Raw genomic sequence first — 24,713 nt, 5'->3', positions numbered from 1 at the left:
AGCTCCCCCAGCGGGGGAGCAGATTTCAGGTAAAAGCCGCCCGCGCCGCGGCCAACCGCTCCAACGCCGCATCCAGCGTCTCGTCCGTCTTCGCGAAGCACAGCCGCGCCACGTTTCGCACCGGATCCTCCGCGAAGAACGCCGATACCGGGATCGCCGCGACCCCGAACTCCACGACGCAGCGCTCGCAGAAGGTCACGTCGTCCAACGTGATCCCCGACGCCGTCAGGTCGACGTTCAGGAAATAGGTCCCCTGGCTCTCCAGCACGACATACCCCGCCGCGCGTAGCCCAGCCGTGAGCCGGTCGCGGGAGCGTTGCAAGCCCTCGGGCATCTCGTCGAACCAGGCGCGGTGGTGGTCCAGGCCCCAGGCCACGCCGGTCTGCAGGTTGGGCGGGGTGGTGAAGGTCAGGAACTGGTGGGCGGCGGCCAGGGGCCGGGTCAGGGCTGGCGCGGCCATCAGGAAGCCGACCTTCCAGCCGGTCATGCCAAACAGCTTGCCGGCCGAGCCGATCTTCACCGTCCGCTCGCGCATGCCGGGGAAGGTCATCAGGGGCCGATGCTTGCGGCCGTCGAAGACCACGGCCTCCCAAACCTCGTCACAGACGGCGATGGTGTCGTGGCGCACGCAGAACTGCGCCAGCAGCGCCAGATCCTCGTCGGGCGTGACGACGCCGGCCGGGTTCAGGGGACTGTTGAGCACCACCATGCGGGTCTTGTCGCTGAACACCGCCTCCAGCATCTCGCGCGTGAAGCGCCATTCCGGCGGGGCCAGGCGGACCAGTCGGGGGATTCCGCCCGCCCGTCGCACCAGCGGCAGGTAGGCGTCGTACAGCGGCTGGAACAGCACCACCTCGTCGCCGGGCGAGATCAGCGCCGTGAACGCCGCCGCCAGGGCTTCGGTGGCCCCGGAGGTGATGACGATCTCGGTGTCGGGATCGAGCCGGAGATCCTGGGTCCGCCCATAGTGCCCGGCCACGGCGGCGCGCAGCTCGGGCAGGCCACGCATCGGCGGATACTGGTTGGAGCCCTCGATCAGCGCCCGCGCCGCTGCCTCGCGAACGGGCAGGGGGCCCTGGTCGTCGGGAAAACCCTGACCTAGGTTGATCGCGCCGTGCTGGCGGGCCAGGCCGCTCATGCGCTCGAAGATGGTGGTCGACAGGTTGTCGAAGACGGGATGCGCCATGTTCGCTGCCTAGCACTGAACCCAAAGCACCGCTCGCGCATTTCCTGCGGCGCAGCTTCAACAGGAGAACATCAACATGAACGGCGTGGGTTTCATCGGGGCCATCATCATCGGCATCTTCGCCGGCTGGCTGGCCGAGAAGATCATGAAGCGGGACCACGGCCTGCTGACCAACCTGATCGTCGGCCTGGTCGGCGCGCTGCTGGGCGCGTTCATCGCCGGGATGCTGGGCATCCACTTCATGGGCTGGATCGGCAGCCTGCTGATCTCGACCCTGGGCGCGGTGGTGCTGCTGTGGCTGCTGGGGCTGGTGAAGGGCCGCGACTAGCTCGGAAGCTCTCCTCCCCCTCTGGGGGAGGTGGCCCAGAGGGCCGGAGGGGGCAGCTCGGCCTGGGCCGGCGATGCCCCCTCGGTCGGCTTCGCCGACAGCTCCCCTCTGGGGGAGCAGATTCTCTATCCCGTAACCGCTTCTTCGTCGGCGGCGTCCGTTTCGTCGCCGCGCCGCATCTGCCGCGCCAGGTTGGACAGCAGGAAGCTCGGAATATCGCTCACCGGCATCGGACGCCCGTACAGGAAGCCCTGGAACGTGTCGCAGCGCATTTCCGACAGCAGATTGGCCTGGGCCTGGGTTTCGACGCCCTCGGCGGTGACTTCCAGGTTCAGGGTCTGGCCCAGCAGGGCGATGGTGCGCAGGATGTCGGCGATGGCCGTGTTGTCCTGCATCTCGGCCACGAACGAGCGGTCGATCTTGATCTTGTCGAACGGGAACCGCCACAGATAGGCCAGGCTGGAATAGCCGGTGCCGAAGTCGTCCATGGCGATCTTGACGCCCAGGGCCTTCAGGGCCGCCAGTTGCTCCAGGGTCTTGACGCTGTCGTGCAGCAGCAAGCCCTCGGTGATCTCCAGCTCCAGCCGTCGCGGGGCCAGGCCCGAGGCCTTCAGCGCCGCGCGGACCTGGGTCACCAGCTCGCCAGAGGCGAACTGGTTGGGCGATAGGTTGACGGCCACGGTCAGGTGCGAGGGCCAGGTCGCGGCCGTGCGGCAGGCCTCGTGCAGCACCCATTCGCCGATGGCGCCGATCAGGCCCCACTGTTCGGCGCACTCGATGAAATCGGCCGGCGGCACCAGGCCCCGGCGCGGATGCTGCCAGCGCAGCAGGGCCTCGAAGCCGGTGGTCTCGTGCTCGGCACTGCCGATCAGCGGCTGGAAGAACAGCTTCAGTTCGTGGTTGGCCAGGGCGTCGCGCAGGTCCAGTTCCAGCGCGCGGCGCTCCTGCGCCCAGACGTCCATGGCGGTCTCGAAGAAGCGATAGGCGCCGCGGCCGTCGCCCTTCGCGCGGTAGAGGGCCAGGTCCGCGTTCTTCAGCAAGCCGTCGGGATCGTCCGCGTCGAACGGGGCCACGGCGATGCCGACGCTGGCGCCGATCAGCACATTGTGGCCGCGCACGTCGTAAGGATCCGACAGGGTCGCGACGATGGCCCGGGCCAGCTCGGCCAGGGCCTCGTGGCCGGGCGAGGGAGCGATGACGACGGCGAACTCGTCGCCGCCCAGGCGCGAGACCAGGCCCAGGTCGCCGACACAGTCGCGCAGTCGCGAGGCGGCCTGGATCAGCAAATCATCGCCGATCGGATGGCCCAGGCTGTCATTGACGCCCTTGAAGTGATCGAGATCCAGGCACAGGACGGCGCAGCCGGTCTCGCCCCGTTTGCCGTGCTCGGTCCAGGCCTTGGAGAGAGCCTGCAGAAACGACAGGCGGTTGGGCAGCTGGGTCAGCACGTCGTAGTGGGCCAGGCGCGAGATGCGGGCCTGGTCCTCGCGGGCCTGGGTGATGTCGGCGCCCACGCCCCGGAAACCGATGAAGACGCCGTTCAGGTCATGGACCGGCTTGGCGGAGAGCGACCACCAGCGGGTCTCGGAGCCGACGCCGATCGAGACGACGACATCACGGAAGGCCTTCTGGTCGAAGAACAGCGGGGCCAGGGCGGCGACCGAACCCATCGGGCCCTCGGCCGCGCCGCACAGCTCCGACATCGGTTGGCCGATCAGCGCGGCCTTGTCGACGCCGGCCGCGGCGGCCATGCGATCGGAGACATAGGTCAGGGCGCCGGACGCGTCGACCTCCCACAGCCAGTCGCTGGCGCCTTCCTCGAAGTCGGACAGCAGCAGGGACACGACCTGCTTCTGCTGCTCGAGCTCGTCGGCGGCGACCAGGCGGTCGGCGAAGATCTTGGCGTGCGACAGGCACGAGACGCTGACCACCATGTGGCAGAAGATCAGCAGGCCCCCCAGGGCGTACAGGATCGGGTCGTTACTGGTGGCCAGCACATAAAGGGCGCCGATGACCATCGGCGTCGAATAGGCGATGGCGGCGGCCGGCAGGGTCAGCATGGCGAAGCCGCCGCAGCCGATCATGCCGGCCAGGACCGAGGCGACCAGCATCGGCATGGCGCCGGCGAAGCCCTGCTCCTTGGGCATGGTCATGATCGGCAGCACGCCCCACAGGCAACCCAGCAGGCCCGCCTGCCAGGTGATGCGGCGCACGCCACGGGCCGAGACCGAGTTCTTGGCGCTCTTGCGGCGTTGAGAGGCGACCCAGCCGCGCAGGCCCAGGAGGGCGTAGCTGACGACGATGGCGGCCCAGAGGGTGAGGGGCGTGCTGTGCGGACTATGGAGCCCCGCCAGGCCGACCAGCATGGCGATGACGATGTTGGCGCCCATCATCACGGGCGTCATGCGCAGGATGCTCTGCACCTGCTCCATGCGCACGCGGCCGGCCATGGCCTCGGGCACGTGCGGCAGAAGGCGGTCATGCAGCGCTGACGCGCCGCGATTGATCAGCGTGCTGGCGGCGATGCGCACGACGCGTGCCTCTGGTCTTCCGGAGTGAAATTCCCCCGGCCAAGACCATCGTTCGCCCGGGTAAACCTGCGGTTAAGTTCGCGTTTTCGCCGAGTAAATTGAGGGGTGAAATGAGTAGGCCGGCGGTATTCGTCTCTTCCGCTTCAGATGAACAGCCATCGCCCGTCCTCCCGGCGAAAGCCGGGGGAGCGGAGCCCGAGAGAAACGAAAAAGGCCGCCGTCCTCGCGAACGGCGGCCCAATCTCGGAAAGCCCGTAAGGCCTACTCTTCCTTGACGCGACGCTTGCGGAACGACGGGTTCAGGATCTGCTTGCGCAGGCGGATGTTCTTCGGGGTCACCTCGACCAGCTCGTCTTCCTCGATATAGGCGATGGCCTGCTCGAGGGTCATCTTGCGCGGCGGGGTCAGGCGGATCGACTCGTCCTTGCCCGAGGCGCGGACGTTGGTCAGCTGCTTGGCCTTCATCGGGTTGACGTCGAGGTCGTCCGAACGGGCGTTCTCGCCAATGATCATGCCGAGGTAGGTCTTCTCGCCGGCGCCGACGAACATCACGCCGCGCTCTTCCAGGTTCCACAGCGCGTAGGCCGCGGTCTCACCGTCCGAGTTCGAGATCAGCACGCCCTTGCGCTGTTGGTCGATGGCGCCCTTGTAGGGCTCGTAGTGGCTGAACACGCGGTTCAGCACGCCCGAACCGCGCGTGTCGGTCAGGAACTCGCCCTGATAGCCGATCAGCGAGCGCGAGGGGGCGGTCAGCTGGATGCGGGTCTTGCCGGCGCCCGACGGACCCATGTCCTTCAGCTCGGCCTTACGCAGCGACAGCTTCTCGATGACGATGCCCGAGAACTCGTCGTCGACGTCGATCATGACGTCTTCCATCGGCTCCAGGCGCTTGCCGGTTTCCGGATCGGTCTGGAACACGACGCGCGGACGGCTGATCGAGACCTCGAAGCCTTCGCGGCGCATGTTCTCGATCAGAACGCCCAGCTGCAGTTCGCCGCGGCCCGACACTTCATAAGCGTCGCCTTCGCTGGTCTCGGTCACCTTGATGGCGACGTTGCTCTCGGCTTCTTTCAGCAGGCGGTCACGGATGACGCGCGACTGCACCTTGTCGCCTTCGCGGCCGGCCAGCGGGCTGTCATTGACCGAGACCGTCATCGAGATGGTCGGCGGGTCGATCGGCTGGGCCGGCAGGGCGTCGGTGACGTCCATGGCGCACAGGGTGTCGGCCACGGTCGCCTTGGACATGCCGGCGATGGCGACGATGTCACCGGCTTCGGCGCCCTCGTCGATCGGCTGGCGCTTCAGGCCGCGGAAGGCCAGCACCTTGGTGATGCGGCCGCGCTCGATTTCCTTGCCGTCGCGGTCGAGGGCGTGGATGGCCATGCCAGGGACGGCCTTGCCGCTCTCGATGCGGCCGGTCAGCAGGCGGCCCAGGAACGGATCGCTTTCGATCAGCACGTTCAGCATCTGGAACGGCTCATCCTTCTTGGCGATCTGCTTGGGTTCCGGCACGTGGCGGACGATCAGGTCGAACAAGGGGGCGAGGTTGTCGCTGGGCACGTTCATGTCCAGCGTGGCCCAGCCGGCGCGGCCCGAGGCGTAGATGTGCGGGAAGTCCAACTGCTCGTCCGTGGCGCCGATGGCGGCGAACAGGTCGAAGGCGGCGTTGTGGACGCGGTCCGGATCGGCGTGGGCGCGGTCGACCTTGTTGATGCAGAGGATCGGGCGAAGGCCCATCTTCAGCGCCTTGGTCAGCACGAATTTCGTCTGCGGCATGACGCCTTCCTCGGCGTCGATCAGCAGGACGCAGCCGTCCACCATGCCCAGGATCCGTTCGACCTCGCCGCCGAAGTCGGCGTGGCCGGGGGTGTCGATGATGTTGATGCGGGTCTCGCCCGCTTCACCGTTCCACAGCACGCTGGTGCACTTGGCCAGGATGGTGATGCCGCGCTCACGCTCCTGGTCGTTGGAGTCCATCGCGCGCTCGGTCGTGGCTTCATTGGCGCGGAAGACGCCCGACTGGGCCAGCAGTTGGTCGACGAGGGTGGTCTTGCCATGATCGACGTGCGCGATGATGGCGATATTTCGCATGGACATGGGAACGGACGGACTTTCGGGAGGAATAGGGGATGACACGGCACGCGTCAGGCGCGCGGCTTTTACGCGACTGCGCTCGATTTATCTAGCCCTGACGCTATGAAACACTTGTCGCAGGTAACCGGTGTCATCACCAAAGCCTTGCCGCGCTTGGCTTTGCGCGATGTTTGCTCGAGAGACCGTTTCAAACGCAACAAATTGTGCACTGCAACATGCATAAATTTAAGGCAATTCCAAATAGCGCCGTTACGTAACCCTTGCGTTGCAAAGGGTTGCGTAAATCCCCTGTCAAAAAATCGACATTGAAGTCCAAATTTCTTCTTGCCTAATTTTGCGCCGCACCCTATAAACAATCCTGTGAGGCGGCGCTGCCGCTTCTGCCCTTCCTGGGCGTTTCCTCCCTAATGAACTGGCCCGGCGGTTTCGCCGGGCTTTTTTTTGGCCCCAGTGGCCGCGATGCGTCCGTATAGGTCGCGAGCCGCCTCCGCTCCCGCGCCGCGCGCGTCCGTTTGACACGAACAGCGACCCAGATCTCACTAGGAAGGTCGAAGCGAACCGGGGGGTAAGCTTTTGAATCGACCCATAACGCTGGCCGCGGCCGTTCTGATCCTCATGGGTGTCGCCAATATGACACCGGCCCAGCAGCGCCTGCCGCCTCCGCGGATCCTGAAATCACCGTCGCCGGAAGTCCTGGCCGGCCTCTTCCCCGCCACCGCCCGTCGCGCGGGCGTGGAAGGCGCGGCGACTCTGGAATGCGTGATCCGCCGCGACGGCGCGTTCGGCGACTGCGTGGTCAGAGGCGAAAACCCCGAAGGCCTGGGCTTCGGCGGCGCGGCCCTGGTCGCCATGACCTACTACCAGGTCGACGTCTCCGGGGAGAACGCGGCGCAGGTGTCGCGGCGCATGCCGGGAATCACGATTCGCTTCGCTTTGCCGCCGGCGGGGGCCGCGAGACCTTGATCACCGTCGTTCCGGTTCCGAGGCGCGAATGCGCTCAGCGTCGAGGCGCTCAGGAGCGCGCACCCCAGGATGAGGCGTTCGAAGCAACAAGGTCCTCATCCCGAGGTGTGATCCGAAGGCGAGCCACGAAGGACGCAAAGCGTGTCCGACATCCACCCCGTCGCGGACATTGCCTAGGTCGGCTCAGATCGTGACCACGAGCGGCTCTGGTGCAATCACGTTCCGAGGGGGCCCGACACCCCCTACCGCAACTCCCCCACGTCCAGCCCCGCCAGCGCCCGCGTCAGCGCCTCGGCGTCCGCCGTCAGCTTCGCCAGCCCGTCCGTCGGCTCGCGCGTGGTCTCGTTCATATAGAGCGCGCGGTTGATCTCGATCTGCAGGGCGTGGGTGCGTTTGGCTGGGCGGCCGTAGTGTTCGGTGGTGTAGCCGCCGGCATAGGGCGCGTTGCGGACGACGCGGTAGCCCAGGGCCTCCAGCTCGCGCTCGACCAGGCCGGTCAGCTTGGGCGAGCAGGCCGCGCCGAAGCGGTCGCCCAGCACGATGTCGCACGGCCCGCCGCCCTTGGCCCGCTGGCCGCGCGCGGCGGCGGCCGGCATCGAGTGCCAGTCGATCAGGATCGCCGCCCCGTGCGCGGCCCGCGCCGCCGCCAGCTGGCGGTCCAGGGCGTCATGATAAGGGCGGTGGGCCAGTTCGACCCGGTCCTTGGCCTCGGCGAAGGTCAGCTTGCGGGCGTAGATCGGCCGGCCCTCGCCGGCGATGCGCGGGATAGTCCCCAGGCCCGCCGCCACCCGGGCGGTGCGGCCTCGGGCGTATTCGGGCAGGTCGCCGTCGAACATGGCCGGGTCCAGTTCCCACGGCTCTCGATTGAGGTCGACATAGGCGCGGGCGAAGCGGGCGCGGATCAGGCTGGCGCCCAGGCCGGGCGTCCCGGCCACGATCCGGTCGACAAAGGCGTCCTCCGAGGCGCGCAAGGTCTCGACCGGCAGGCGGGCGGCGGCGGTCATGTCCTCCGGATAGACGTCGCCCGAGTGTGGCGAGGCGAACACCAGGGCCGTCGGCGGCGGGGCGCCGGCCGGGGCGGCGCGCGTGACCTCGAACGCCGGCCCGCTGAAGGTCTCCAGCGGCGCGGTCGCCGGATGGTCGGTCGAAATGGGCCGCCAAGCGCTCATGCGTCATCATCGAAGGCAGGCGGGCCGGGGTCAAACACCAATCACCCTGGCGTCGCGCGATGAGGCGATCCGTCCACAAGCGCGATCGTGGCCGCGACGATTAGGTTCATCCCCGATTTACGCTCCGCGCGGTAAGGTGGCTCCTCTAGCGACGCACATCCTTCCGGACACGTGACCTCATGGCCCGCATCCTCCTTGCCGAAGACGACGATTCCCTGCGTGGTTTCCTGGCCCGGGCGCTGGAACGCGCCGGCTTCGAAGTCCAGGCCTGCGCCGACGGCGAGGAAGCCGTCCAGCACCTGGAACATCCCTGGGACCTGCTGCTGACCGACATCGTCATGCCGGGCATGGACGGTATCGAGGTGGCCCGCCAGGCCGCCGCCCGCGATCCGTCCCTGCGCATCATGTTCATCACCGGCTTCGCCGCCGTCGCCCTCTCGGCCCAGGACCGCGCGCCGGCCGGCGCGAAGGTCCTGTCCAAGCCCGTCCACCTGCGCGACCTGGTCGCCGAGGTGGAAAAAATGATGGCCGCCTAAAAAGTTCTTTTTGGCGGCTTGCGCACCGGCCAAGCCGCCGCTATACCCCCACACCTTCCCGGCCGGGACGTCTTCTCGAAGACGGTTCGGATCGCTTCGGCGGACGCGTAGCTCAGCGGGAGAGCACTACGTTGACATCGTAGGGGTCACAGGTTCAATCCCTGTCGCGTCCACCATCCTCTCCTTTCTTCTTTAGACTCAAATCGTTGAATCGCTTTCGGGCGATGCGATTCTTGCGCGATTTCACGCGCCTCCCCAGCTTCCCCCAGCATGGGCGCGAAATAGCCTTGCGCTCTATTAGTCGCGGCGCGAGCCGTCTGCTCTTGGTCGGCCTTGCGAGGGGAATCCGTGCCTAACCCACGGCGCGCGAACATCCACGCGCCAGGTGACAGAGAGCGTGGCGCATCCGGCCAAGGTCAGGTTCCGCCCCGATCAGGAAACCTAGCCGCGCCGGCTTGGGGGGCGAGTCTATAGAGTGTGGCCTCGCTCCGCTGAAAACCGTTGCGCCAAGTTCAGCTCCTTAAACCCGGCGATCACATGGTCGATGAAGGCGCGGGTCTTGGCGGGCAGCAGTTTCTGGCCCGCGAAATAGAGCGATATGGCGCCGATGTCGGCATACCAATCCGGCGCCAGGCGCAGCAGCGCGCCGCTTTCCAGATGCCACTCGACATAGGGCACCGCGATCATCGCCACGCCCAGGCCCATAAGGGCCGCCCGGCATAGGGCCTCCGGGTCGTTGGCCGCGATGCTGGCCTTGTGCTCGAGGGTCGTCTCGACGCCTTCGCGGTTGCGCATCCGCCAGACGCGCACGCGGCCGGTGAGGGCCGAACGCATCGAAAGCCCGTCCAGCGCCGCCAACTCCTGCGGCGCCTGAGGCGGCGGGCGGCCTCGCATGTAGTCGGGCGAAGCCACGGCGATGACATGCAGCGGCGCCAGGCGCCGGGCGACGATACCCGCAGGCAATTCCATGCCGCCGCCGATGGCCGCGTCGAAGCCCTCGCCGATCAGGTCGACCTGACGGTTCTCGAAACCCAAATCCAGCTGGACGTCGGGATAGCGCGCCAGGAAGGCCGGCAGCATCGGCATCACGTGATCGTGGCCGAAGGTCGACGGCATGCTGACCTTCAACACCCCGGCCGGTCTGCCCGCCTGCGCGGTCACCTGGGCGATCGCCGACTGGATGGACTGAACGCCGTCCGAGACCGACTTCAGGAAGCGCTCGCCGTCCTCGGTCAGGGTCAGGCTGCGCGTGCTGCGCTGGAACAGCCGCACGCCCAGGCCGCGTTCCAGATTGGCGACGTTCCGGCTGATCGCCGCGGGCGTCACGCCCAGCCGGCGGGCGGCGGCGGAGAAGCTCCCGCACTCGGCGCTGCGAATGAAGGACTCCAGGTTGGCGAGGGTTTCCATGCTCGCTTTATACAAACGCTTGAAGCTGGTTCCACCTATCGATGACTACAGCGAACAGGTCCGGCGCGGTCATATCGCGGCAACACGCCGCCGCCGCCGTTGAGTTCACGCCCATGTCCAACCTGACCACCACCGGCCCCGACGGGGCGGGCCTGCTGCACGCCAATCTCGAGCGCGTCTTCGGCGAGCGCGATGGCGTCCGCCGTCTGGCCGCGATCCAGGCGCTGTACGCGGAGGACGCCTCGTTCCTCGAACCCCACGCCGTGGCGACCGGCCATTCGGCCATCAATCAGGCGGTGGAGGTGCTGCTGTCCAGCCTGCCGCCCGCCTTCGCCTTCGTCGCGGTCGGCCCCGCCGCCGCCCATCACGGAGTCGGCCGTCTTCGCTGGTCCTGTGGCCCCGCGAACGGTCCCGTCGCCGTCACCGGAACCGACGTCGCCCGCTTTGGGGACGGCCGGATCCAGACCCTCCACGTCTTTCTCGACCCCGCCGGCGCCTGAGGCGTCGAAGCGTGCTTTCTCAAGGAGTATCCATGTCCAAGACCGGTCTCGACGCCCTGTTGCGTCCCGAAGACAGCTTCCTCGTGCTGATCGACCACCAGCCCTACCAGTTCGCCAACCTGAACAGCCACGAGCCGACGATGGTCGTCAACAACGTCATCGGCTTGGCGAAGGGGGCGAAGGTCTTCGACGTGCCGACCCTCCTGACCACGGTGATCGAGGAACGGGGCGGCTACCTGATCAAGGGCTTGCAGGACGTCTTCCCCGACCAGAAGCCGATCGACCGCACGTTCATCAACACCTGGCAGGACCCGAAGGTCACCGACATCGTCAAGAAGAGCGGACGCAAGCAGTTGATCCTGGCGGCGTTGTGGACCGAGGTCTGCCTGGCCATGCCGACGATCCAGGCGCTGGGCGAGGGCTATGACGTGTTCATCGTCACCGACGCCTCGGGCGGCGTCTCGGTCGAGGCCCATGACATGGCCGTGCGCCGGATGGTCGCCGCCGGGGCCGTGCCGATCACCTGGATGGCCGTACTCGCCGAATGGCAGCGCGACTGGGCGCGCGAAGAGTCGGCCGCCGGCCTCTCGGAGGTCCTGCTCGATCACGGCGGCGGCAGCGGCGTGGCCTTCGCCTGGGAACTGCAGCTGCTGACGAGCCGCGCCGGACCGGCCGCCTAAACCCTCACGCGACCGCGTGGAGGACGGGACGGTCCATGGGCCGTCCCGTCAACGCGTCCGACCTGCCCATGGAGAGTGCAAGAATGACGATCGCCCGCTTCCCCGTCGGACTGGAGATGGACGTCTCCTATCCGAACTTCCAGGTCAGCCTGACCCTGCTGTCCGACACCCAACTGCGGTTCGAGATCAAGCAAGGCCCGTATGCCCGGACCGAGGTCGTCGACATCCAGGTCGTGTCGCTCGGCAATAGCCTCTTCGCCGTCAGCTGGCAGGAGAAGGACGGCGCCACCGTCACGAACGTCCAGGACTACGACCGTGGCGTGGTCCATTCCTTCGCCACCCTGCCGGACGGTCGGTTCCTGCGGATGAGCGGGCCGACGACGATCACGCGACCGGCGGGCCGGGCCTTCGACGACACACCCCAGAGGAACAAGGCGTTGGTGCTGGAGGCGATGACGTCGCTGTTCCAGCGTCGTGACGCGTCAGCGGTGGAGCGCCTCTACGCGCCGGACTACATCCAGCACAATCCCGGCATCCCGCAGGGGCGCGAGCCTTTGCGGGCGCTCGTCGCCGGCCTGTCACCGGCCGTGTTCTACGAGCCTGGTCTGATCGTCGCGGAAGACGATCTCGTCGCCATTCACGGCCGCATCCGGGGGTGGGCCGACGCCCCGCAGGTGGTGGTCGACCTCTTTCGGATAGAAGGCGGCAAACTGGCCGAGCACTGGGACGTGTTGCAGAACGAGGTCCAGGCGGCTGTCAGCGGCGTCTCGATGTTCGACCCCGAGGAGGCCCTGCGTCGCTATCCGGTCGGATCGACCTGGATCACCGCATGAGGCTGGCCCAGTGCCTGGTAGACTTGGAGCTTGGTGGCCTTGCCGGTTTCCAGCGCCTGGAGGCCGCCGGGTTCGTTCAGGGCCTTGGGGCCGGTGTGGTGCATCCGGACAGCGCCGCGCTGGCTAGGATCAGTCCAACAGCGATCGCGATCTTCATGGCGGGTTCCTCTCGATGGGAGCGATGGCGTTCATGCCGCTTCGGGGCAGGGCGCAGGGCGGTGGAATGTGCTGAGCAGGCCGGCCGCCAGGGTCAGCAAGGCGCCGATCGCCAGGCCGATCCGCGGCGCGGCGTTGAGGGTAAGGACGCTAAATAGCAGCGTCATGATCACCACCCCGGTCGTCTGGCCGGTCAGCCGCGCCATTGACTGCAGGCCGCCGGCCGCGCCGCCGCGCTCGATCGGCGCGGACAGGAACAGGTTGCGGTTGTTGGTCACCTGAAAGAGGCCAAAGCCGAGGCCGCAGAGCATGACGATGGGCATGATCGTGACCGGCGCCTCGGCCAGCGGCCAGGCCGACGCCGCGAAGAGCCCGGCCGAGAGCAGCGCGCAGCCGGCCGCGCACAGTAGCGCCGTCGAGGACGGCTTGGCCAAGCGCCCGGCCAGGGTCGCCGATATGGCCGCCATCAGGGGCCAGGGCGTGATGTAGAGCCCGGCCTCCAGAGGGGGGAGGCCCAGGCCGTGCTGGAGATAGAAGGGCAGAGCGACGAGACCCGCGCCCTGTCCGATGAAGCAGCAGACCGAGGCGGCCGCCGATCGCCGAAACGAGGGTTCGCGAAGGAGGTCGAGCGGTAGGAGCGGAACGTCTTGTTGCGCATCGCGCCGGATCAGCAGCGACAGGCCGATCGCTCCGCCAGCAAACGCGACGAAGGCAACCGCTGGGGCCTTCACGAGCGTCTCGGCGCCGATGATTAGCAGGCCAAAGCCGCTGATGCTCAAGGCCACGCTGACCCGGTCGATGCGACGAGACGACCCCGGCGCGCGAGGAAGGGCGGTTGCCGCGCCGAGCACGAGCAGGCCCAGCGGCAGGTTGATGGCGAATAGCCAGGGCCAGCTTGCAAGCGACAGGACAAGCGCGCCCACCGTCGGGCCGGCCGCGGAGGTGAGCGCGACGACGAGCGCGTTCCAGCCGATGGCGACACCCAGCCTTTGCGCGGGGACGACGGTGCGCAGCAGCGCCACGCCCAGCGACATCACCGCGGCTGCGCCCAGACCCTGAACGAAGCGCGCGGTGATCAGCCAGATCAAACTTGGCGCCGTCGCGCAGAACAAGGACGCCAGGGTGAACAGCGCCACGCCGACCATGAACACCGGGCGATAGCCCAGACCCTCGCCCAGCGCCCCGCACGGCAGGAGCGCCATGACGAGGCCAGCCTGGTAGGCCGTGACGATCAGGACCGCCGAGGCGGGCGAGACGCGCAGGCCGCTGGCCAGGGTAGGCAGCGCGACGTTGACGATCGAAGCGTCCAGCACCACGAGCATCAGCGCCGTCAGGACCGACGCGATCGCCAGGGCCGGCGGGCGGACCCCGCCGCTCATCGCTGGGCGACCCGAAACACCCCGTCCTCATCGACGTAGCGCGTGATCCGGCCTTCCCGCTTGTCCTCCACCTGAAGGTCACGTTCAGTGAAGCGGAACAACAGGGCGGGGCCGGACTCGCAGTGCGTGTCGTGGATGTCGCCGGGCAGGTAGGCCATGGCCATGCCCGGACGGACCAGGGTGGCGTCGCGCTTGACGAGACGGACCTGCCCGTCCGGATCGATGTGCCGCGCATAGCCGCCCATCTCGGACTCGCCGCTCTGGACGCCGTAAAGCACCCAGCTGCGACCATGGTCGTGCGGTCGCCGATAGAGGCCTTCCGCCTCGGTGTGGGCCAGGAGCACGAAGCCGTGGTCGGGGTCGCGGTAAAGCTCTCGGCTCGCCGGCTTTTCGTTCAGCAGCGAGGCTAGCCAGTCTTCCGTCGGCGCGGCTTGAAGAAGCGCGCGCAGGTGACCCCGGCAGTCGGCGATCAGGTCGCTCGAGAGCGGGCCCCAGCTGGCCCGGACGTCGGCGATGAAGGTCTGGAGCGAGTTCCTATACATCTGCTTTCCTTTCGCGCCGAAGGACGGCGTTCGATGAAAGCTAGCGACAGGCGGTATGTGGCGGAACGCGCACGGTTTTCACAAATTCATTGCGTTTGACGCCATATGTCGTGGGCGTGGTAGGCTGTGGAAATGCAGATCCCTGACCTGAACCTGTTGGTGACGCTGGATGTGCTGCTCGCCGAAGGCAGCGTCACGCGGGCCGCCAAACGCCTTCAGCTCAGCCCTTCGGCCATGAGCCGTGCGTTGGCGCGTCTTCGCGAGGTGACCGGCGACCCGCTGCTGGTCCGGGCGGGGCGCGAGCTGGTCGCGACGCCGAGGGCCATGGAGCTTCGAGAGCGGGTCGCCCAATTGGTCCAGGACGCTCAGGCCGTGCTGCGGCCGGTCGAAACCCTCGACCTTGGACAGGCGCGGCGTGTCTTCACCCTGCGCACGAGCGAGGGCTTCGTGGAGACCTTTGGTCCTGCCTTGATCGAACGGCTGGCGGTCGAGGCGCCTGGCGTCCAACTGCGCTTCGTCCAGAAGCCGGACAAGGACAGCAAGCCGCTGCGCGACGGCTTGATCGACCTGGAAACGGGCGTCGTGGAAGGCGACACCGGCCCGGAGTTGCGGACCCAGGTCCTGTTTCACGACCGCTATGTCGGCGTGGTGCGCCCGGGGCATGCGCTGGCGACAGGGGCGATGACGCCGGCGCGCTATGCGGCCGAGCGCCATGTGGCGGTGTCGCGCGATGCGCTCGCCAAGGGCCTGATCGACGATACGCTGGCCCAGGACGGGATCGTGCGCGAAGTGGCAACGGTCGTGGGGGGCTTCGCCACGGCGATTTCGCTCGCGCGGTCGTCGGGACTGGTCGCCACGGTCCCGGAACGCCATACGCAAGGGCTGCGGGAAGGGCTGGTCAGCTTCGAGCTTCCCATGCCGGCCACCACCTTTCCGGTGTCGCTGCTCTGGCACCCGCGCATGGAGGCCGATCCGGCGCATCGCTGGTTGCGCGGGCGGGTGCGCGAGGTCTGCGCCGATCCGGCGATCTAGACCTTCTCGCGATCGGGCGCGGTCCAGGGGCGCGGGAAGCGCACGAGGCAGGCCAGCAGCGCCAAGAGCGTGAGAAGGCTAGGAAGGCTGGCCTCGAGGCCGAATGCGCCTCCGGTGAGCCAGGTTGGTGCGTCGCGAAGGCGCGGGGTCAGCAGGCTAGGCTCGCTCTCGCCGCTGACGCCAAAGCCCAGGATCACGCCCTGTGTGACATTGGCCATGAAGTGAAGGCCGATCGGCATGGCCAGGCTTCGCGTGCGCACGAAGGCCAATCCGAAAAGCATCGAGGCCATGAAGATGTTGCAGCCCGCCCAGACCCTGGTGGCGCCCTCCATGCCCGGATTGTTGAGATGGGTGAGGACGAAGAGCAGGGCGGTCAGCACTTGGGCCGGCCAGACTCCGAGCCCATCGATAAGGCGTTGGAAGAGCACGCCGCGGAACAGCAGTTCCTCGGCCAGCGCCACCGCGAGCATGAGTGCGATCGCGTTGGCGAGCGTCCGAGGCGCAGCGGTCGAGAGTTCGAACCTTGCGAGACCGGCGGCGGCGAGGCCCAGCGCGGGAAGCGCCATCAGCAGGCCGCCTAACGCCGCGCCGATCGCAAAGCCGATGACCCAGCGCCCGTCCATGGCGCCGATGACCTCGGTCACGGGCTTGCGGCGCAGCATCTGGACCACTGCGGTCGCGATCGCGATCAACGCGAGCTGCTCCCAGAGCGTTACCTCGCGCCTGAAATGAGCAGCGGCGAGGATAGCTGGAAACAGAAGGATCGCGAGAACAAGAAAGAAGGCAGCCAACCACCACCCGTTCCGGAGCTTTCGATCGCGGTTCACGAACGCGAGGCTGATCCAGGTCGGCATGGTGGGGTCCACCTTCAGGCTGGCCGTTTGGCTTGATGTGCTCGCCGCACGATAGGCGATCGACCAGAATGCTGAAGCTGCGTCGTACACAATATGTCATTGCATACGGCGCTGGATCACAGGCGTTCTCTGGGAATTAGATAGCCCGAGTTCGGACCAGGGCTCAATGTCCGCTGTTGACGCCGTGGACGGCTCCCCACCCAGGTCGCGGGCTATCCGCGGCCGTAATGGGGGAGCGCCAGGAAGAGGTGGTCACGGTGGGATTGGACATCGCCAAGTCGGTGTTTCAGGTCCACGGAGTCGATGCCGCGGGCAGGTGGTCGTGCGGCAGCACATCACTGGGGGCGCCGGCTGACTGAGCTGGGCCACGCGGTGAGCCGCCCAGACATGGCGCTTCTTCACCCCGCAAAATGCACAGGCTCCAGTTTAAATGTCGTGCTCCTGGCGATGGATCTGAAACGCTCGCCCGCCGGCGGCAGGGGGCGTTTGGGATAGGCGAGCGCGATCTCGGCTCGGCCATCGGCGCCCTCCAGGTCGCGAAACACCACGCCCCGGGGACAGAGGGCGCGCGCCGATGCTGGGGCGATGCTGGCGCCAAGGCCGGCCTCCACCAGGCTGACGACCGACGACCACGAGGCGGCTTCCTGGACCACGGTCGGCGAGAACCCAGCGGCCAGGCACATGCTGGTGATGGCGTCGTGGAGACCCGGCGCCGACGGTCTCGGAAACAGAATAAAGCGCTGCTCGGCGAGGGTCGACAAGGCCACGCGCCGGGACGACGCGAGGGGATGCTCCGCCGGCAGAACCAGCATGAAGGGCTCAAGGAGGAGGGTCTCGCAATCCACTCCGGGGCGACGGAACGGTCCGCGGACAATCGCGAGATCCAAATCGCCCGTCGTCAAGGCTAGACCCATGTCGATGCCTTCACGATCCTCGATCTGAAGCGAGACGCCCGGAAATTCCTCGCGAAATCGGCGTATGATGTTGGGGAGAATGCCGAAGGCCGAGGAGGGGGCGAAGCCCAGACGCAGCACGCCGGTTTCCCCCCGGGCGGCGCGGGTCACGGCCGCCTTCAAGTCGGCGCGCCGCGACAGGAGTTCGCGGGCGCCGTCCAGAACCTGGGCGCCGGCGGCTGTCAGCGCCACCCGCCGGCTCGTGCGGGTCAGCAAGGCGACGCCCAGCTCGCCTTCCAGGCGGCGAATCTGCTGACTGAACGGCGGCTGGGCCATTCCTACCCGTAGCGCGGCCCGGCCGAAGTGAAGTTCCTCGGCCACGGCGACGAAGAGCTGCAATTGACGAAATTCCATCCAGACGATCTCCGTCTCGATTGCGCATGAAAGATATATTGGTAGCGCCTGATCCGGGTCCCTACCATCGCGGCATGCATCGCCTCGCGCCATTGTTCCTCGCCACGCTCCTGTGCGCTTCGCCCCTCCCAACGGCGGCTCAGAGCCCATCGCCCAACGCCCCGCGCGACGCAGCGCTCGAAGCGCGCCTGGATCTGGCGGCTCGGTACCTGAGCATGCCCACGCTTTTGCGGGACAGTCTGGTCACGCCACGATGGCTGGGCGACGGGGATCGACTGGTCTTCTGGGACGAAACCGGGCCGTTGGCCGGGTCATGGGTTCTGGTCGAACCCGGCGACGGGCGACGCGAGCCCATCCTTCCGCCGGACGATCTGCGCCGCCAACTGGCCGATCTCACGGGAAAGCCGATCGACCGGCTGTCGCAGGTGCGGTTCGTGGTCGCGCCCGACCAGGACGCGATCCTGTTCACCGCCGGCGACCGGCCTTTCCGGCTCGGATTGAGGGATCGCCGGGTTCAGAAGGCGAGCGCCCTTGAGGCCCTTGTCCTGGCCGGTGGGGCGGCGGCGCCTGGCGGAGACTGGGTGGCGCTCGCTCAAGGCGGAGCCATCAAGGTGCGTGACGCCTCGGGCGCGGCGCGGTTCGAACGCGCTGGCGAGCCCGACTACGGCTGGACCCTCCCGGACAAGGCGTGGTCGCCGGACGGCGCGCGACTGGCGATGTGGCGCACGGACCAGCGGGCGCTACATCGGATTCCGATCGTGGACTACGACGGCGGCCTGGAACGGGTGACGATGTTCCCCTACCCGAAGACGGGAACGTCCTTGCCCGTACAGGAACTGCATCTGCTCGACCCGGCGACCGGTCAGACCGTTCTCGTCGAACCGGCGGATGGCGAAGGGTATGACTGGTTCGCCGGCTGGCGGCCCGATGGTCGATCGGCCCTGGTCCTCCATCTCGGTCGCGACGGCAAGCGGTTGGACCTGTCCGCGGTCGACCTGTTCGGTCGGCGACGCTTGCTGCTTCGCGAAGAGAGGGCGGAGACGAACGTCGCGGATCTCGACTTCATCGCCGAGGAGTGGACGTCTCAGGTCACCCCGCTCCTAGACGGAGGCTTCCTCTGGATGTCCGAGAGGGACGGGTGGCGACACGTCTATCGGTACGACCGCGATGGGGGGCTGATCGGCCGCCTCACCGGTGGCGACTTCCCGGTCCGGCGCGTGGATGCCGTAGGCCACGACGGTGTTGTGGTGGTTTCGGCGGCGACGGACCTGAAACGACCTTACGACCAGCATCTCTATCGCACCACTCTGTCAGGCGGGCCGCTCGAGCCCCTCGGCGACCAGCGGGGCTTTCACCGGGCGAGCCCATCTCCGACGGGCCGCTTCCTGCTCGACAGCTGGTCCTCCCCGACACAGCCTCGTATCCGCGAGGTGGTCTCTGTCGAAACGGGTGAACGCGGTCGTCTGACGGCGAGCGATGACGCGGCGGTCAGGTCCATGGGCTGGCGGCCGCCGGAGATGGTCGAGGTGCTCGCCGCGGACGGTGTGACGCCCATCCACGGAGGCGTCTTCAAGCCGCATGACTTCGATCCGTCCAGGACCTACCCTGTCGTAGCCTATATCTATGGCGGACCATTCGTCACCGTCCTCGGCGGCGGCTACATCAACGCCATGTCGCTCTGGGCCAACAGCCTCGCCCAGGCGGGCTTCGTCGTCGTGGCCTTCGACGTCCGGGGGTCTGCTGGCCGCGGCAAGGCCTTTCAGGACGCCACCTACGGGAAGGTGGGCCAGACCGAGATCCCCGACTACGTGACGGGGCTGCGTCAGGTCGCGGCCGACAGGCCTTGGATGGACATCAATCGCGTCGGCATCTTTGGCCACAGTTGGGGCGGCTACTTCGCGCTCCGGGGCATGTTGACGGCGCCGGAGATGTTCAAGGCGGGCTACGCGGGCGCTCCAGGCGCTCTGGAGGAGGAAGCGGGCGTCATTGAGCCTAATATGGGTTTGTTGTCGGACAATCCGGGCGGCTACGCCGCCGCCTCGAACATGCCGCTAGCTGGCAACCTGCGAGGGCACTTGAAGATCATGCACGGGACCGGCGACGTCAGCGCGTCGCTCTCCACGACGATGCGGATGGCCAGGGCTCTGGTGGACGCCGACAAGCAGTTCGAGCTGCTTTTGATCCCCGGCATGGACCACAACTCGGGTGGTCCGGACGGCTTCTATTATCAGCGGGACGTCGCCCTCTTTTTCCTTCGCACTCTGGGCGAGCCCAGCAGCGGCGAGCCTCGCTGACGGCGAGGTCATGCTTCTGCTCGTCCGGAAGAGGTCGCCGGGCGGGGGCGCGGCTAGAGTGGCGTCGCATCCCAATAAATGTCGGCTTCTCTAATCGGGCATCGGGGTCAAGCTCGTTTGATCTAGCGGCCGGGGCCCGCCCGATTACGCATGCTTCTGGCGCGACCTCGTCGCTGAAGCACACCGGTTGAACGGCTGGCGCCAGCCTTATGCGACTAACCTAATCTCACGTCATCAGTCGCGGTCTTGGTCCGATCAGCCCACCAACCGTCACGCAGATCCCGGCGATCGCCGAGAGGAGCCACCAGGCCTTCGGAGAGCCGGGTCCGGCGACGGCGATCGAGGGTTGTGGTGGAACGATGGTCCGCATCTCAAAACCTCTCAGGGACGGTCCGATCGATGGGGTTGGTCCGCCGCTCGACGACTTCCCACGCCCTGGCGCGGCCGCGCTTGTGTTCCGCGGGGTGGGGGAGTTTCCAATACCGAGCTCCGCGCGTAACTGGTCCAGTGTCGCCGCATCGGCCTTCCAGCGTCCGCGATCAGCGGCCTCGAGCATGGTATTGAGCAGGTTGCGGCGGGCCTGCGGGTTCTCGCGGTCGAAATAGCTTTTCAGGCCCAGCTTGTAGCGATCACGGACATAGACGTCGGCGACCTCGTTCCAGTCGCGATCCTGGATCAGGTCCGGCGTGGTCACATCCCACAGCAGCATGTTGGCGGTGAATTCCGACATGTAGCGCGCGCCGTTATAGCCGCCGTCCTTCATCGCCTTGATCCAGGCCGGATTGAAATAGCGGCTGCGCAGTTCGCGATTGAGCGTCTTGTCGGCGGTCTCCAGGGTCGCTTTGCCCGGCGACTGCAGCTGGGCGACATAGGTCTCGATCCGCCGGCCCGTCTCTTGCCGGACCGCCATGTTGAGTCCGCCCAGATAGGCGGCGGGCATGGGCGTGTCGAGCAGGCCGTAAGCGTTGGAGCTGCGGCTGAAGACGGCGGCGTCGACGGTCTTGAGGTTGGCGCTGAACGCCTCGCCGTCGCTCTGGCCCTCGTCGGCCTGGCCATAGGCGTGGGCCAGGCGCGAAGCATAGAGGCCAGCCAGCTTCTCGTCGCTCCAGCGCGGATCGGCCTGGACGGCGAACTCGGTGACCGGCGAATAGGCGCCCGGGGCGGTGGAGAAGATCCGCCGTAGGGCGCGGGTTTTGGCTGTCTCGGGCGCGACGCCCTTGGCCGCGAGGTCCGCCTCGGTCGCCAGGACGGCGGCGCGCACGGCGTTGTCGGGTTCCGCACTGGCCGCGGCCAGAGCCACGGCCTTGTCCAGCAGCGCCAGCTTGTCGCCGAAGTGATCGCGATAGGTCCCCGAGGTGGTGACCAGCACATCGACGCGGCCGCGTCCCAGGGCGACACGGTCGTCTAGGACGACATCGACGACCTGGCCCTTGGCGTTCCACACCGGGCGCGCGCCCAGCAGCCGCAGGATCTGGGCCTCCAGCACGCCGCCGTTCTGCACCGTCTCGCCCGACCACAGGACGAAGGCGGCCTTGCGGGGCGGCGCGCCATGCTTGGCGCGATAGGTCGCGATCATGTCGTCGGCCAGCTTGACGCCGCTGGCCCAGGCCTGGGGCGAGGGCAGGGCGCGGGTGTCGAGCGTATAGGGATTGCGCCCGCCGGGCAGGGCGTCGGGATTTCGGATGGCGTCGGCGTTGGGACCCGGCTCGATGAAGCGGCCCGAGAGGGCGGCCATCACCGCGTCCAGCTCGCGCGGCGCGGCGCGAATGCGGGCGGCATAGTCGATCAGCCGGGCGGCGTCCCTGGCGTCCAGGGACGTGGTCTCGCCCGCGAGCACAGCCTGGACCGTTTCCAACGAGGGCGCTGTCGCGCCATCGCCGGCCATGGCTTGGGTCATCTTGGCCACGACCACCTCATCAGGCGCGACGCCCAGGACATGGCCGCCGTGAGGCATGGGCGCGCGGGCGATCTCGTCCAGATAGGATCGCAGCGCCGGCGCGAGGGCCGACCAAGGCGCGGTCGCGGGATCAAGATCGAGGGGGCGCCCCAGGCCCAGGGCCTCGGCTTGGCGACGCACGCTCTCTTGAACGGCCGGATCCGCCTCGGCTCGGTTTAGGTCGCGCTTCAAGGCTTCCAGATCGGGCGCGAGGCCGGCGCGGACCAGTTCGGGCATGAACCCGATCAGCACGGCGTTGGCGCGACGCTTGTTGGCCACCCCGCCATTGGCTTGCAGGGGCGTGGGCTGGATATGCGGCAGGTCATCGATCAGCAGACCGATCCAGTCGGTGCTGGACGGGCCTTCCTGCTTGCCGGGCATCAGGCTCAGCTGGGTGAACAGCGGCAGATAGGCGTCGGCCTTCCAGATCTGCCGAGCCCAGAGATAGAAGGCCGCATACTGGTGGTGCGGCGTCAGGGCGCCCTTGGACGCCAGGCCGCGATCGTCCTGCATGCCCCAGATCGGATGCGGCGCCAGGGCGATCTTGCCGAAGGTGATCAGCGGAATGACCAGGGATCGTGCCCCGTCCGCCGCGGTGTGAACCATCAGGTCGCCGGGCGGTGGGCCCCACTGGGCTTGCTGGCTCCGCCGCGCCGGGGCGGGCAGGCCGTCCCACCAGCGGCGATAGACGGCCTCGGGAATGAGCGCGACCGAGCCGTCGCGCACGCGCGCGTCGATCTCGGCCTGGGTTTTTGGATTGGAACCCTTGTCGCGCAGCATGGCCGACAGCCCCGCCTTGTCGGGCAGTGGCGCGGAACCGACGTCATAGCCCTCGGCCTTCATCCGGCCGAGCAGAGCGATCAGGCTGCCCTGGGCGTCGAGATAGCTGTCGGGATCGGAGCCGACGTCGGCGGTGTCGCGCGCCTCGCTATGGTAAGGAATGACGATGCGCTTTTCGGCGTTGGGCAAGGTCTTCAGCCGGGCCCAGCGCAGGGCGCGGGCCACGCGCCACTGCACCTGATGTTCCAGAGGCGTGTTGACCGCCGCGCCGGTCTCATCGAGCGCGCGAGCTCCGACCATCATCGGCTCGACTAATCCTTCCAGTTCACCCATCGCCAGCTGGCTGGAGCGGCTGGGCGCGAAGCCGCCGATCGCCGCCTCCCATTCTCGCGGGGTGCGCGAATAGTCGCTGGTGCAGTTGAGCACCGCCGAATCCAGGGCCTTGGCGGCGGCCGCGCCGGCGGCGTGGTCCTGATAGTCGATCCAGTTGGAGCACAGGATCAGCGCCCCGGGCGCGGGCGCCCCGCCTTGGGTGAGCAGGCTGAACGACTCGGCGCTATCCTTGCGCCACAGCGGGATCGGCAGGCCGCCCTGGCGCTCGATCTCGGCGATCAGAGCGTCGATGACCTTGGCGTTCCGGGCCAGCGCCAGACTGCGATAGAACAGAAGACCGATGCGGGGTCGGGCCGCCGCGTCCGGCAGGCGCGCGCTTTCCCAGGCCACGTAGTCGGCCAGGGTCGAGAACGGCTTGTCGGCCGCGGGATGATAGAAGGCCGAGACGGGATAGACGACCGGCGGCTGTGGCGTCCCGGCCTGGCCCAGGAGGCGCACGGCCAGATAGTCGAGCAGCCGCGCATAGTTTTCCCGCGTGCCGTTGGTCCAATAGGCCTGCAGGTCCGGCAAGCTCGCCGGATCGACATTGCCCTTGATCCAGCGCTCGCCGTTGACGACCACGACCTTGGTGCGGGCCTTGGCCGCCTCGATCTGGTCGTTGAAGTTCAAGAGTTGCGGCCCCACGCCCTCCAGCAGCACCAGATCATAGGCGGCCAGCTCGGCGTTCTCGACGCTGGGCAGCAGGCCGCCGCCCAGGCCATAGAGATCCACCTGCATCCGGGGAGCGACGTCCCGCGCGGCGCCTTGGGCGAGGTTCGGCACGGCCGCCAGTTCGATGGAGACGATGGCGACGCGCGGCTTGCGCGGCTGGTCGTCGGCCGGCGCGGCATGGACCGCCGTCGCCAATACGGCGAGCCAGGCGACCAAGGTCAGCAGGCGGGCGATCATGGCGCGGAGGGCGCGGCGGGCTTGGCGGACGAGGTTCCGGCGGCTTTGTCCTCGGGCACGTAGATCACCTTGCCGTCGGCCAGCTTGTAGGCCACGCCCAGCCGATCGCCGTCGCCCGACAGCTGGCGGTCGGTGACCTTCTGGACCGTGATCTGCTTGCCGTCTTTCTGGACCACCTCCATGCGGCCGTCGGCGCTGGTGTGGGTCAGGGTCCAGGAGGACTTCTCGTCGAACAGGCTCTTGGCCCCGAACATCGAAAACAGCGCCACGCTCATGGCGACGATGAAGGCCAGGCTCACGTCGAAGAGGTTGGCCACGCCCGACAATGGATCCTCGTCATGGACGGGAGCGGCGGGCCGCCGCGCGAACCGCAGACCGCGTCGCCTCACCACTTGGCCTCCGCCTCGTACAGGACGCGCTCGCTGGCCAAGCGCAGGTCGTCCAGATCGCGCCGGGTCCAGTCTTCCCGGACCAGGGTCAGCAGATAGGCGACGACGCCCACGGCGATGCCGACCACGGTGCTGGAAAAGGCGATGACCATGTTGCCGGCCAGGGACGGCAGGTCGCCTTGGGCCAGGCCGTTCAAGGCCGCCGACATCGGGATCAGCGTGCCCATCAGACCCAGGGACGGGCCGACCTTCACGGCGAAGCGCACACCGTTCAAACCGCGCTGGGCCCGGGCCTCGGCCCCCAGCACGATCGTCTCCAAGCGCAGTTCGAGATCGCGACTGGGATCCTGGGTCTCGATCGCCAACGCGTCTAGCGGGCCTCGCAGGCGCACGCGCCGTCGCCGGGCGCGCTGCACGGCTTCGCGCGCCGTGACGCCCAGCTGCACCAGCAGCCAGGCGACGATGGCCAGCAGGGCCAGGGTGACGGGGATGAACAGGACGCCGGCCAGTTGGCCGAGAAGGGTCTTGGCCCACAT

General features: G+C 67.7%; 21 protein-coding genes and 1 tRNA gene. 9 read left to right on the top strand and 13 right to left on the bottom strand.

The genetic code is table 11. The features are described from left to right. Positions 1–25: 25 nt before the first annotated feature. Positions 26–1,186, bottom strand: a complete 1,161-nt coding sequence (locus ACW173_RS03585) for an aminotransferase (protein ID WP_492083513.1) — start codon at positions 1,184–1,186, stop codon at positions 26–28. Between the two features lie 76 nt (positions 1,187–1,262). Here ACW173_RS03585 and ACW173_RS03580 point away from each other — a divergent pair, with 76 nt between their 5' ends. Continuing rightward, positions 1,263–1,514: a GlsB/YeaQ/YmgE family stress response membrane protein gene (locus tag ACW173_RS03580; RefSeq protein ID WP_492083512.1), complete on the top strand. Its 252-nt coding sequence runs from the start codon at positions 1,263–1,265 to the stop codon at positions 1,512–1,514. Between the two features lie 125 nt (positions 1,515–1,639). Here ACW173_RS03580 and ACW173_RS03575 read toward each other — a convergent pair whose 3' ends face one another. Continuing rightward, complete coding sequence (locus tag ACW173_RS03575; RefSeq protein WP_492083511.1) at positions 1,640–4,045, bottom strand: putative bifunctional diguanylate cyclase/phosphodiesterase; 2,406 nt, start codon at positions 4,043–4,045, stop codon at positions 1,640–1,642. 261 nt (positions 4,046–4,306) lie between these two features. Further along, positions 4,307–6,142, bottom strand: coding sequence for a translational GTPase TypA (gene typA / locus ACW173_RS03570; protein ID WP_492083510.1), 1,836 nt, complete (start codon positions 6,140–6,142; stop codon positions 4,307–4,309). A 570-nt stretch (positions 6,143–6,712) separates the two neighbouring features. Here typA and ACW173_RS03565 point away from each other — a divergent pair. Continuing rightward, positions 6,713–7,102, top strand: coding sequence for a hypothetical protein (locus ACW173_RS03565; RefSeq protein ID WP_492083509.1), 390 nt, complete (start codon positions 6,713–6,715; stop codon positions 7,100–7,102). A gap of 242 nt (positions 7,103–7,344) precedes the next feature. Here ACW173_RS03565 and ACW173_RS03560 read toward each other — a convergent pair whose 3' ends face one another. Further along, positions 7,345–8,271: an N-formylglutamate amidohydrolase gene (locus ACW173_RS03560; RefSeq protein WP_492083508.1), complete on the bottom strand. Its 927-nt coding sequence runs from the start codon at positions 8,269–8,271 to the stop codon at positions 7,345–7,347. A gap of 179 nt (positions 8,272–8,450) precedes the next feature. Between ACW173_RS03560 and cpdR the strand changes: the two genes are divergently transcribed. Next, positions 8,451–8,807, top strand: a complete 357-nt coding sequence (gene cpdR, locus ACW173_RS03555) for a cell cycle two-component system response regulator CpdR (RefSeq protein ID WP_004616083.1) — start codon at positions 8,451–8,453, stop codon at positions 8,805–8,807. Positions 8,808–8,908: 101 nt separating this feature from the next. Then, positions 8,909–8,983: transfer RNA gene (locus ACW173_RS03550), tRNA-Val, on the top strand. Between the two features lie 292 nt (positions 8,984–9,275). On the opposite strand, the gene ACW173_RS03545 is transcribed toward ACW173_RS03550, so the two are convergent. After that, on the bottom strand, positions 9,276–10,214 hold the full coding sequence (locus ACW173_RS03545; RefSeq protein ID WP_492083507.1) for a LysR family transcriptional regulator: 939 nt from the start codon (positions 10,212–10,214) through the stop codon (positions 9,276–9,278). 113 nt (positions 10,215–10,327) lie between these two features. Here ACW173_RS03545 and ACW173_RS03540 point away from each other — a divergent pair, with 113 nt between their 5' ends. The 3 genes from ACW173_RS03540 (at position 10,328) to ACW173_RS03530 (ending at position 12,227) form a co-directional block, all read left to right on the top strand. Continuing rightward, the gene (locus tag ACW173_RS03540; protein ID WP_492083506.1) at positions 10,328–10,714 is read left to right on the top strand and encodes a nuclear transport factor 2 family protein; all 387 of its coding nucleotides are present in this window, start codon (positions 10,328–10,330) and stop codon (positions 10,712–10,714) included. 32 nt (positions 10,715–10,746) lie between these two features. Further along, the gene (locus ACW173_RS03535) at positions 10,747–11,394 is read left to right on the top strand and encodes a hydrolase (RefSeq protein ID WP_492083505.1); all 648 of its coding nucleotides are present in this window, start codon (positions 10,747–10,749) and stop codon (positions 11,392–11,394) included. A gap of 83 nt (positions 11,395–11,477) precedes the next feature. Continuing rightward, positions 11,478–12,227: a nuclear transport factor 2 family protein gene (locus tag ACW173_RS03530; RefSeq protein WP_492083504.1), complete on the top strand. Its 750-nt coding sequence runs from the start codon at positions 11,478–11,480 to the stop codon at positions 12,225–12,227. On the opposite strand, the gene ACW173_RS03525 is transcribed toward ACW173_RS03530, so the two are convergent. The 3 genes from ACW173_RS03525 to ACW173_RS03515 all read right to left on the bottom strand — a co-directional run bounded on the left by ACW173_RS03525 (position 12,194) and on the right by ACW173_RS03515 (position 14,304). Further along, entirely contained in the window at positions 12,194–12,331 is a 138-nt protein-coding gene (locus tag ACW173_RS03525; protein ID WP_492083503.1) for a hypothetical protein, read from the bottom strand. The genes ACW173_RS03530 and ACW173_RS03525 overlap by 34 nt on opposite strands. Positions 12,332–12,415: 84 nt before the next feature. Next, the gene (locus ACW173_RS03520; protein WP_492083502.1) at positions 12,416–13,762 is read right to left on the bottom strand and encodes an MFS transporter; all 1,347 of its coding nucleotides are present in this window, start codon (positions 13,760–13,762) and stop codon (positions 12,416–12,418) included. After that, on the bottom strand, positions 13,759–14,304 hold the full coding sequence (locus tag ACW173_RS03515) for a hypothetical protein (protein WP_492083501.1): 546 nt from the start codon (positions 14,302–14,304) through the stop codon (positions 13,759–13,761). The genes ACW173_RS03520 and ACW173_RS03515 overlap by 4 nt, the downstream gene beginning before the upstream one ends. Positions 14,305–14,436: 132 nt before the next feature. Between ACW173_RS03515 and ACW173_RS03510 the strand changes: the two genes are divergently transcribed. After that, entirely contained in the window at positions 14,437–15,336 is a 900-nt protein-coding gene (locus ACW173_RS03510; RefSeq protein ID WP_492083500.1) for a LysR family transcriptional regulator, read from the top strand. Here ACW173_RS03510 and ACW173_RS03505 read toward each other — a convergent pair. After that, entirely contained in the window at positions 15,333–16,190 is an 858-nt protein-coding gene (locus tag ACW173_RS03505) for a CPBP family intramembrane glutamic endopeptidase (RefSeq protein ID WP_492083499.1), read from the bottom strand. The two genes, ACW173_RS03510 and ACW173_RS03505, sit on opposite strands and share 4 nt — an antisense overlap. A gap of 398 nt (positions 16,191–16,588) precedes the next feature. After that, complete coding sequence (locus ACW173_RS03500; RefSeq protein WP_492083498.1) at positions 16,589–17,497, bottom strand: LysR family transcriptional regulator; 909 nt, start codon at positions 17,495–17,497, stop codon at positions 16,589–16,591. Positions 17,498–17,571: 74 nt separating this feature from the next. Between ACW173_RS03500 and ACW173_RS03495 the strand changes: the two genes are divergently transcribed. Further along, positions 17,572–19,791: a S9 family peptidase gene (locus tag ACW173_RS03495; protein ID WP_492083497.1), complete on the top strand. Its 2,220-nt coding sequence runs from the start codon at positions 17,572–17,574 to the stop codon at positions 19,789–19,791. 226 nt (positions 19,792–20,017) lie between these two features. On the opposite strand, the gene ACW173_RS03490 is transcribed toward ACW173_RS03495, so the two are convergent. From ACW173_RS03490 to ACW173_RS03480, 3 genes are read right to left on the bottom strand one after another with little or no spacing between them, the layout of a single operon-like run. Beyond that, positions 20,018–23,788, bottom strand: a complete 3,771-nt coding sequence (locus ACW173_RS03490) for a cobaltochelatase subunit CobN (protein ID WP_492083496.1) — start codon at positions 23,786–23,788, stop codon at positions 20,018–20,020. After that, positions 23,785–24,177 carry a DUF2149 domain-containing protein gene (locus ACW173_RS03485; RefSeq protein ID WP_492083495.1) on the bottom strand — a complete coding sequence of 131 codons (393 nt, stop codon included), beginning with the start codon at positions 24,175–24,177 and terminating at the stop codon, positions 23,785–23,787. Before ACW173_RS03485 ends, ACW173_RS03490 begins: the two co-directional genes overlap by 4 nt. Further along, a complete protein-coding gene (locus tag ACW173_RS03480; RefSeq protein WP_492083494.1) occupies positions 24,174–24,713 on the bottom strand; it encodes a MotA/TolQ/ExbB proton channel family protein in 540 nt (179 codons plus the stop codon). The genes ACW173_RS03485 and ACW173_RS03480 overlap by 4 nt, the downstream gene beginning before the upstream one ends.

The sequence above is a fragment of the Caulobacter sp. ALps2 genome (assembly GCF_058681635.1).
The sequence above is the reverse complement of the archived record's forward strand: the minus strand, read 5'-3'. Positions and strand labels throughout refer to the sequence as shown.